An 8,731-nucleotide genomic window follows, 5' to 3' on the forward strand; every position below is an offset into this window, starting at 1 on the left:
TGTCGTCCTAAGGAGCGAGCCGGCGAGCTCAAGGAGGCCCCCGCGGGGGCCGTGGTCTCGGCCTCGGGCATCCGCGACTGGCTCACCGACCTGCCCCTGCCCGCCGGCCTCCCGGTGGCCGCCTTCGGCACCAAGGTGGTGCACCCCCCGCTGCCGGGATCGGCCGCGAAGGGCATCGAGAAGGCCCTGCGGCGTCAGGGCGGGCGGCCCGTGGTCAAGGCCCGCAGCTTCGGCGTGCACGGCAAGTCCGACGGCCTCGCCGAGGGCGAGCTCGAGGCCGCGGCGGTGTGGGGCGAGGGCCTGGCCCGCGCGGTCGCGCACGCCTGAGGAGCGGTGGGACGACGTCGCCCTGAGGGCTCAGCCCTCCGTGGCGGCGTCGAGAAGTCGGGTGACCGAGGAGGTCAGACCCCACGTCCTGGCGAGCTCGACCAGGCGGTCGGGGTCCGCGGGGACCAGCGGGAGGGCGTCGTCGTGCTCGGTGACCGGCGCGTCGAGGGCGACCTGCACGACCCCGGGAGCCACCGCCAGGTACTCGCGCGCCTCCGTCAGACGCCGGCGCTGAGCGGGGGTGAAGGCGGGGTCCTCGGCGTCGAGGGCCGCCAGGACGCCGTCGAGGGAGCCGTACCGGTGCAGCAGCGCGACGGCGGTCTTCTCCCCGATCCCGGCGACCCCCGGCAGGCCGTCGCTGCTGTCCCCGCGCAGGGTGGCCATGTCCGCGTACGCCGCCCCGGTAGGTACCCCGTACCGTTCGGCGAGCCGGGCCTGGTCGACGACGTCGAGGTCGGTGATGCCGCGGGCCGTGTAGAGGACCCGGACGCGGGCCTCGTCGTCGACGAGCTGGAACAGGTCCCGGTCCCCCGTGACGACCTCGACGGGCCGCGGGGCCTTCCGAGCGGTCTCGCGGGCGGCGAGGGTGCCGATCACGTCGTCGGCCTCGTAGCCGGGTGAACCCACCCGCGCCACCCCGAGGGCCTCGAGCACCTCGACGATCAGGGGGATCTGCGCGCTGAGGGCCTCGGGGACCTCCTCGCCGCCGTCGGCCGCGAGGCGGTGCTCCTTGTAGGTCGGGATGGCCTCGACGCGGAAGGCGGGGCGCCAGTCGTCGTCCCAGCAGGCCACGAGTCCGGCGGGACGACGGGCCGTGATCAGGCGGGCGGTCATGTCGAGCAGGCCGCGCACCGCGTTGACGGGGGTGCCGTCCGGGGCACGGACCGAGTCCGGCACCCCGAAGAACGCGCGGAAGTACAGCGAGGCCGTGTCGAGCAGCAGGAGCGGGCCACCGGCGGTCATGCGGTCACCGTACGGGAGTGGTCCGCGCCGGTCAGCGGTGCACGTGCGCTCGTCGGCCCGTCGACTGCTCGATCTGGGACTCGGCGGCGAGGACCAACCGGTCGGCGAGCCGGCGCAGCGCCCGGGCGACGGCGATCTCGTCCCCCACGACCGGGGCCTCCGGGTCGTCCGGGCTGCGGGTCGCGTGCCCGTCCTCCCCCACGGCACTCACCGTCGACGGTGCGCCACCGGCCAGGACGGCGTGCGCGGTGGTCCGGCCGCCGTCGTGCTGGATGGTCACCTGGACCGACCAGGCGGCCAGGGCGGCGGGGGGTGCCGAGGCATGCACGACGTCGCCGGCGTCGTAGTGCTCGACGTGGGTGTCGGGGCCGGGGAAGAGGAGGGTCCGCTCCCCCGTGTCCGACCACTCGACGAGGTAGGGCGGGGAGCCGTCGGGATGCCGCAGCTCCAGGACCCTGCCGTCACGCACCGGCCCGTCCACCACGCTCGAGGCCGTCACCAACCGGTCACCCACGGACGCCTTCATCGCCGTTCCTCTCCTCCAGGCCACCCCTCCCCATCATGCTCCCGCCGACGCCCGCCGGAAACCCACCCACCCCTCCCTCTCCGTCCCCTCCGTCGAGTGGTCACTTCTTGTCGCTACGGATGGACCCCTACCGGCAAGAAGTGACCACTCGACGGGCCAGGCGGTGGAGTGGGCGTGCGCTTCACCCGGGTGAGAGCGCGCTTCACCCGGGGGGACCCAGGTGGCGGGGATCGGGGGCGGCTACCGTGGAGGTCTCAGGCCCGGGAGCAGGACGTCGTCGGGCCCCGTCGGGCGTGGGGGCGGCCGGTCAGCGGAAGGAGCGGTGTGAGCGCAACCACGGTCGCGTGGCCTCACGACCACGCCCGCGCCGCAGCCACGTACCGCCACGAGGCGCTCCTGTGGGACCACCTGGACACCTTCCTCGGACTGGCCGCACCCTTCGTCCGGGAGGCCGTCACCGTCGGCCAGCCCGTCCTGCTGGCCCTGACCGACAGCCTCTGGCTGCCCCTGCGCGAGGAGCTCGGCGCCGCGGCCGACCTCACCCTGCACGTGGACATGACCGAGCTGGGCGGCAACCCCGGGCGGATCATCCCGGCGTGGCTGGACTTCGTGCGGCGTCACGCCGCCCCCGGGGTCGAGCTGCGAGGGATCGGCGAGCCGGTCTGGGTCGGTCGTCGGCCGGTCGAGGTCAACGAGGGACAGGTCCACGAGGCCCTGCTGAACGCGGCCCTCGCCCCGTCCACCCCGCTGTGGATGCTGTGCCCCTACGACGCCTCGCGCCTCGACCCCGAGATCCTCGCCGAGGCGTGCCGGTCACACCCCTCCGTGGGCTACGGCGTCGAGGCGACCCCGAGTGCTGCCTACGGGGGTGAGGCCCACCCCTGGACGCTGAGCGAGCAGCCGCTGCCCCCGCCCCGCGGACCGGTCGAGCACGTGACCTTCCACCACGGCGGCCTGGCCGAGGTCCGGCGCACGGTCGCCCGGCACGCAGCAGCTGCCGGGCTCGAGGGTCGGCGGGCCGAGGACCTCGTGCTCGCCGTCAACGAGCTCGCCGCGAACAGCATCGACCACGGCCCGGGCCACGGCGTGGTCCTGGCCTGGCGCGAGGACGACGTCCTGATGGTCGAGGTCCGGGACACGGGCAGGCTTGCGAGCCTCCTGGTCGGCCGGGTCACCCCCGAGCCGGACCAGCTGCGGGGACGCGGCCTGTGGCTGGTGCACCGCCTCTCGGACCTGGTGCAGGTCCGCACAGGCCCCGACGGCACCGCGATCCGCGTGCTCACCTGGCTCTGAGGGCCGAAGCAGCCTGGCTCCGACGCCCCGGGGATGCGCGCGGTATGGCTCTGAGCGCCGTCCGGGGGAGGACGCGGACCTCAGGCCTGCGCGTCCTGAGGGCGCGACGGAGGGTCCTCGTCGGCGGCACGGCTGTCGGGCACGCCGCCCCCGGACGCACGACTCTCGGACGCACCGCTCTCGGGCGCCGCTCCACCCGGTGCGGGGCCGGTCCCTGCGAGACCGGGGGCGCTCCCCTCCCGCAGCCGGCGCTCCCGGTCACGGAGGGTGGCCTCCCACTGGCTGAGCATCTGCTCGTGCTCGGCGTCCCGGGCGCCGAGGCCGGTGAGGAACTCCGCGTCGTCGTCCGGGCCCCGGGGCGGGCGCGGGCGCTCGTACTCGGGGAAGCCCGCCGTGCGCGTCGCAGGCCACGGGACGTTCGAGGCCGCCTCGCGCTCGGGCCGGCCGGCGACCAGCCACGCCACCGGCCCGATGACCGGCACGAGGATGATGAGGAGCACCCAGAGCGTCTTGGGCAGGTTCCGCACCCGCGAGGAGTCCGTCTGGATGCACTCGATCAAGCAGTACACCAGCAGCGCCAGCTGGATCACGACTGCCAGGCCTCGGATCACTTCCGCCCCCTCAGACGACGTTCAGGCACCGGCGCGCACGGCCGGGCCGAGCACAACCTAGGGCACACGACCCCCTCAGCGGGAGGGGGTACCTGATCTTCGTCGCGGGGCAGGTGCGAACAGCTGTGCTCCAGGCACGCCAGGACCGGACCTGCGGGGCCGGGACGGGACCGCCCGCGTCACCCGGATGGCCGACGGCGCGTCCTGGCGGGCCGTGTCAGACCCCGGGGTTAGCGTCTCCCCATGACCAGGACCAGCATCCACACCCACGTCTGCGTCTTCTTCGACGACGGCGCCCCGGAGCCCGTCTGCTTCTGCGGCGTCCGCGCCGTGCAGGTGCTCGACGAGCACGGCCTCGAGCTCCTCGTCACGCCCCTGCTCGACGACGAGGACCTGACCCCCGCCGAGCGTTCGCGCGAGCTCGCCTTCTCCGCCTGACCCTCTCGCCGCAGCCCCCGCACCGCGCCGCGCGAACCGATCTTCACGAGGTTCACCCACGACGGCCGACACCCCGTCGCGACCTGCGGAGTCACGGGATCGATGCCCGCTGCGGCCGCTGCCTGAGCACGCCGCGAGCACCGTCTCGGCTTCCCAAGGACGTCGGTCCCCGTTATCGTGATGCGAAGTATGCCTCCTGAGAAGAAGAATTCCGACGGCCCTGACCGCACCGACTCGACCGAGATTCTGATCTCCGTCCCCGAGATGGCGGACGGCGCATCGATGTGGCGAATCGCTCGCGATTCCGGTTCGCTCGACCTCAATTCTTCTTACGCCTACCTGTTGTTCTGCCGCGACTTCTCCCGCACCTGCCGGCTGGCGACCGTCGACGGGGAGTCCGCCGGGTTCGTCCTCGGGTACCGCCGTCCCGACCGCCCCGACTGCCTGTTCGTGTGGCAGGTCGCGGTCGACGCCAACCATCGCGGCGCAGGGATCTCGAGCCGTCTGCTGGACGACCTCGTCACGAGCGAGCTCGAGCCTCCCATCCGGACCGTCGAGACGACGATCACGGACGACAACGCCGCGTCCCAGGCGCTCTTCGCAGCCTTCGCACGGCGCTGGGGCGCCGAGCTCAGCACGTCGACCTTCATCACCGCCGAGCACTTCCCCGACGGCCACGACGGCGAGCCGCTGTACGAGATCGGCCCGCTCGACCCCGGCGCACCGCGCGCCGTCCCCGCGCGCTGACGCGCGCCCCCGCCTTCCCGCCGCCCATCTGAACCGAGGTGAAGCATGTCCATCTTCAGCGAGCTCGAGTCCGAGGTCCGCAGCTACTCCCGCAACTGGCCCGTCGTCTTCGACCGTGCCCAGGGGAGCTGGATGTACGACGAGGACGGCAAGGCCTACCTCGACTTCTTCGCCGGCGCCGGCGCCCTCAACTACGGGCACAACAACCCGCAGCTCAAGAAGGCGCTCATCGACTACCTGAGCGAGGACCGCGTGGTCCACTCGCTCGACATGTTCACCACCGCGCGGCGTGACTTCCTCGAGACGCTGCAGTCGCACATCCTCGAGCCGCGCGATCTCGACTACAAGGTCATCTTCCCCGGGCCCGGGGGCACCAACGCGGTCGAGGCGGCCCTCAAGCTGGCCCGCAAGGTCACCGGCCGTGAGTCGGTCATCAACTTCACCAACGCCTTCCACGGCATGACCCTCGGCGCCCTGTCGGTCACCGGGAACTCGATGAAGCGCGGGGGCGCCGGCATCCCGCTCGTCCACGCGACGCCGATGCCGTACGACGACTACTTCGCCGGCGAGTACCCCGACTTCCTGTACTTCGAGCGGCTCCTCAACGACCTCGGCAGCGGCCTCAACGAGCCCGCCGCGGTCATCGTCGAGGCCGTCCAGGGCGAGGGCGGCATCAACGCTGCCCGTGCCGACTGGCTGCGCGGGCTGGCCAAGCTCTGCAAGGAGCACGGCATCCTGCTGATCCTCGACGACATCCAGATGGGCTGCGGGCGCACCGGGGACTTCTTCAGCTTCGAGGAGGCCGGCATCGTCCCCGACATCGTGTGCCTCTCCAAGTCCATCAGCGGCTACGGCCTGCCCATGGCCCTGACGCTGGTGCGCAAGGAGCTCGACATCTGGGAGCCGGGCGAGCACAACGGGACCTTCCGCGGCATCAGCCCCGCGTTCGTCACCGCGGCCGAGGCCATGCGCATCTACTGGAGCGACGACGCCCTCGCGCAGTCCACCAAGGCCAAGGGCGAGCAGGTCGCGAGCCGGTTCACCGCACTCGTCAACGCCTACCCCGAGGCCAAGCTGACCGCCAAGGGACGCGGCCTGGCCCGCGGCCTGCAGTTCGCGAGCGGTGAGCTCGCGGGCAAGGTCTGCGCCGAGGCCTTCAGCCGGGGGATGCTCATGGAGACCTCCGGTCCCGACGGGGAGGTCATGAAGATCCTGCCCGCCCTGACCATCACCACCGCCGAGCTCGAGCAGGGCCTGGCGATCATCGACGAGTCCGTCGCCGCCGTCCTGTCCTCGCACTGACCCTCGGGAGACCACCCCATGTTCGTTCGCTACATCGACCAGATCGACGGCACCGACGCTGACATCCAGCAGGAGAACTGGCGCAGCAAGCGCATCGTGCTGGCCAAGGACCGGGTCGGCTTCTCGGTCCACGAGACCACCCTCTACGCGGGCACGGTGAACCAGTTCTGGTACGCCAACCACATCGAGGCCGTGTTCATCGTCGAGGGTGAGGGCGAGATCACCGACCTCGGCACCGGCGAGACCCACGAGCTGCGCCCGGGGGCGATCTACGTGCTCAACGAGCACGACAAGCACGAGGTGCGACCGCGCACCGAGATCCGCACGGTCTGCGTGTTCAACCCGCCTGTCACGGGCCGCGAGGTCCACGACGAGAACGGCGTGTACCCGCTCATCACCGAGCCCGAGCCGACCGCCTGACCGGTCCCTCATCTCCGACGAGGCCCGTCCCGCCTGCACCAGGCCGGGGCGGGCCTTCGTCGTCGTCGGGCCCTCTACGCTCCTGCCGTGCCCGCAGAGCCCGATGACCTCACCGCCAGCCCCAGCGCCTCGGAGCTCGACGCCCTGATGCGACAGGCATGGCCGGGCCTCGAGACCGTCGAGGTGGACGGGTGGCTGGTGCGTCTGAGCCAGGGGGGTGACCCGACGGGCGAACTCGACCTTCCCCCTCACGTCCCCGATGGACCTGGACGCCGCCCTCGAGCGGGTCGAGGCCCGCTACCGGGCCGCCGGGCTGCCGCCGTCGTTCCACATCAGCGAGGCCGCTCAGCCCCCGGGCCTGGACGTCCTCCTCGCGGCCCGCGGATACACGCTCGAGGCCCCCACCCTCGTCATGGCGGCCTCACCCATCGCGGTGGTCGCCGCCACCGCACCAGCACCTGTCGCACAGAGCTCCGGGACGCACAGCCCGGTCTCACCCGAGGTGCGGGTCGCCGCCACCCCGGACGGCGCGTGGACGGACCTGTGGTGGTCCGTGGACGGTCGAGGGGACGCCCATGACCGTGCGGTCGCGCTCCAGATCCTGCAGGCGAGCCCCGCCCTCTACGCCACCGTGCCAGGCCCGCACGCGGCCCTCGCGGTGGGGCGCCTGGCCCTCGCGGGACCGTGGGCCGGGTTGTACTGCCTCGCGGTCGACCCGGGCGCCCGTGGCACGGGCCTGGGCACCGCCGTGGTCCATGCCCTCGCCGTGGCGGGTCAGGCGCGCGGCGCCTCAGCCTTGTGGCTGCAGGTGGTCGAGGCCAACGCCGCTGCCCGTCGCCTGTACGAGCGCCACGGGTTCCGCACCGTGGGGCGCTACCACTACCGCACCGGGCCTGTCAGGCCTGGTCCGGGCCTCGCTCGGCGGCGGCTGGCAACCCGCGCACGATGAGGACGCCCGGGTCCAGGCCTGCGCCGGTCAGCGCGGCGAGGTCGCGGGAGACGCGATGCGCTCCGGTGACCCCCTCCTCGCCGCCCGCGAGCTGGAAGGCGGTGGCTCCAGGGCGCACGTCCTCGGCGACGACGAGGAAGTCGGCGCCGTCCACCCAGAGGGTCACCGCGCTCGTCCCGGTGGGCTCCCAGCCCCAACCCGCGAGCTCCTCGGTGGTGACCCCGTCCAGGTCCCCCTCGAGCAGCGCGTAGGACTGCAGCGCGGTCGCCAGGTTGCGCAGGCTGGCCTGGGTGACGGTGTCGTACGCCGGCGCGAAGACGGCGGCCGGCGCGCTGACGAGGTCGGTCTGCGCCACGGCACCGGCCCCCACCGCCAGGGCGAGGCCGAGCACCATCGTCCTTCCCCGCATCGCGCCTCCCAGTCCGAGGAGGACAAATCTGGCATATCGGGCACCAGAGTGCGAGCCCGACGGGTCGGCGACGCTCCTCCCCCGGAGCTGCCGTGCCCCGTCGCCCCCCGCGTGCCACGATGCCCAGATGGCTCAGGACGCCACCGTGCCCAGGCGATCGGGACGCACCGACGCCAGACATCCGGGCCCCCGATGACCTCCCTGCACGTGCTCTACGCCACGGCGGGCGTGCTCGCCGTCGTGCTGGCCCTCACGAGCCGTCGCCTGCGCGACCTCTCGCTGAGCGAGCCGCTCCTCGGACTGCTGCTGGGCGTCGCCCTCGGGCCGGTGGCCCTCGGCGTGGTCGACCTGGAACCTCCGGTCCGGGACGTCCTGCTGCTCGAGGGAGCGCGCCTGCTCCTCGCGGGCTCGGTCATGGCGGCGGCGCTGCGCTTCCCCGTCGGGGAGCTGCGGCCGCTGGCCGGCCGGGTCGCGGTGCTCCTCCTCGTGGCGATGCCGCTCGCCGCAGCTCTGGCCGGGGCCACGGCGCTCGTCCTGGGGCTCCCGCTGGCGCTCGCGATGGTCGTGGGGGTCTGCCTGTGCCCGACCGACCCGGTCCTGGCCGCCTCCGTCGTGACCGGTCGACCGGCCGAACGTGACCTGCCTGGCCGCCTCCGCCGCCTGCTCACCGCGGAGAGCGGCGCGAACGACGGGCTCGCGCTGCCCCTGGTCGGGCTGGCCGTGGCCGCCGTCGTCCCGGCCTCGTC

The 8,731-nt window shown here is 73.1% G+C and carries 11 protein-coding genes and 1 pseudogene; 8 read left to right on the forward strand and 4 right to left on the reverse strand.

Features of this window, described 5'->3' with window-relative positions; translation table 11 throughout:
• Positions 1-327, forward strand: a pseudogene (locus tag L0B03_RS10100) (hypothetical protein); the annotation flags it as partial.
• Between the two features lie 30 nt (positions 328-357).
• Here the strand turns inward: L0B03_RS10100 and L0B03_RS10105 are convergent.
• Together L0B03_RS10105 and L0B03_RS10110 are read right to left on the reverse strand one after the other, a co-directional pair.
• The gene (locus L0B03_RS10105; RefSeq protein ID WP_250445673.1) at positions 358-1,290 is read right to left on the reverse strand and encodes a 5'-3' exonuclease; all 933 of its coding nucleotides are present in this window, start codon (positions 1,288-1,290) and stop codon (positions 358-360) included.
• A gap of 31 nt (positions 1,291-1,321) precedes the next feature.
• Complete coding sequence (locus L0B03_RS10110) at positions 1,322-1,816, reverse strand: DUF1918 domain-containing protein (RefSeq protein WP_250445674.1); 495 nt, start codon at positions 1,814-1,816, stop codon at positions 1,322-1,324.
• A 324-nt stretch (positions 1,817-2,140) separates the two neighbouring features.
• Here L0B03_RS10110 and L0B03_RS10115 point away from each other — a divergent pair, with 324 nt between their 5' ends.
• A complete protein-coding gene (locus tag L0B03_RS10115; protein WP_250445675.1) occupies positions 2,141-3,109 on the forward strand; it encodes a sensor histidine kinase in 969 nt (322 codons plus the stop codon).
• A gap of 80 nt (positions 3,110-3,189) precedes the next feature.
• Here L0B03_RS10115 and L0B03_RS10120 read toward each other — a convergent pair whose 3' ends face one another.
• Positions 3,190-3,699 (reverse strand): PLD nuclease N-terminal domain-containing protein, encoded by a 510-nt coding sequence (locus L0B03_RS10120; RefSeq protein WP_250445676.1) that lies wholly within the window; start codon positions 3,697-3,699, stop codon positions 3,190-3,192.
• A 264-nt stretch (positions 3,700-3,963) separates the two neighbouring features.
• On the opposite strand from L0B03_RS10120, the gene L0B03_RS10125 reads away from it, so the two are divergent.
• The 5 genes from L0B03_RS10125 (at position 3,964) to L0B03_RS10145 (ending at position 7,576) form a co-directional block, all read left to right on the forward strand.
• On the forward strand, positions 3,964-4,158 hold the full coding sequence (locus L0B03_RS10125) for a hypothetical protein (protein ID WP_250445677.1): 195 nt from the start codon (positions 3,964-3,966) through the stop codon (positions 4,156-4,158).
• A gap of 189 nt (positions 4,159-4,347) precedes the next feature.
• On the forward strand, positions 4,348-4,905 hold the full coding sequence (gene ectA / locus L0B03_RS10130; protein ID WP_250445678.1) for a diaminobutyrate acetyltransferase: 558 nt from the start codon (positions 4,348-4,350) through the stop codon (positions 4,903-4,905).
• A gap of 45 nt (positions 4,906-4,950) precedes the next feature.
• Positions 4,951-6,207: a diaminobutyrate--2-oxoglutarate transaminase gene (gene ectB, locus L0B03_RS10135; protein ID WP_250445679.1), complete on the forward strand. Its 1,257-nt coding sequence runs from the start codon at positions 4,951-4,953 to the stop codon at positions 6,205-6,207.
• Between the two features lie 18 nt (positions 6,208-6,225).
• Positions 6,226-6,627, forward strand: a complete 402-nt coding sequence (locus L0B03_RS10140) for an ectoine synthase (RefSeq protein ID WP_208056877.1) — start codon at positions 6,226-6,228, stop codon at positions 6,625-6,627.
• A 217-nt stretch (positions 6,628-6,844) separates the two neighbouring features.
• Complete coding sequence (locus L0B03_RS10145; protein WP_250445680.1) at positions 6,845-7,576, forward strand: GNAT family N-acetyltransferase; 732 nt, start codon at positions 6,845-6,847, stop codon at positions 7,574-7,576.
• Here the strand turns inward: L0B03_RS10145 and L0B03_RS10150 are convergent.
• Complete coding sequence (locus L0B03_RS10150) at positions 7,524-7,985, reverse strand: hypothetical protein (RefSeq protein WP_250445681.1); 462 nt, start codon at positions 7,983-7,985, stop codon at positions 7,524-7,526. The two genes, L0B03_RS10145 and L0B03_RS10150, sit on opposite strands and share 53 nt — an antisense overlap.
• 192 nt (positions 7,986-8,177) lie before the next feature.
• Between L0B03_RS10150 and L0B03_RS10155 the strand changes: the two genes are divergently transcribed.
• Positions 8,178-8,731: cation:proton antiporter (locus L0B03_RS10155; RefSeq protein ID WP_250445682.1), on the forward strand; the 554-nt coding region annotated here is incomplete at its 3' end.

Source organism: Actinotalea sp. C106, assembly GCF_023630195.1.
In the GTDB taxonomy this organism is placed as follows: Bacteria; Actinomycetota; Actinomycetes; order Actinomycetales; family Cellulomonadaceae; genus Actinotalea.